1 pseudogene is annotated in these 223 nt (G+C 47.1%); it reads left to right on the plus strand.

The window, feature by feature from the left end:
* A pseudogene (locus ACXX53_RS23205) lies at nt 1–223 on the plus strand (IS3 family transposase); the annotation flags it as partial.

Here is a 223-nt window from a genome sequence, read left to right on the forward strand (position 1 = left end):
GAACTAAGGTTCCAATTTATCGAAGATCACCGCTCCGACTTTCGATTGGAGAAGATGTGCAGTGTATTGAAAGTGTCCAGGAGCGGTTTTTACGCATGGCGAGCAGCCGAAGCATCTGAGACAGACAAACGTAGGGAGAAACTTACTGAGCGCATTAAATGGCACTTCTTCGACTCGGATGAAACCTACGGAAGTCCGAGAATACGCAAAGAACTCGTGAATG

The organism is Paenibacillus marinisediminis, from assembly GCF_054343325.1.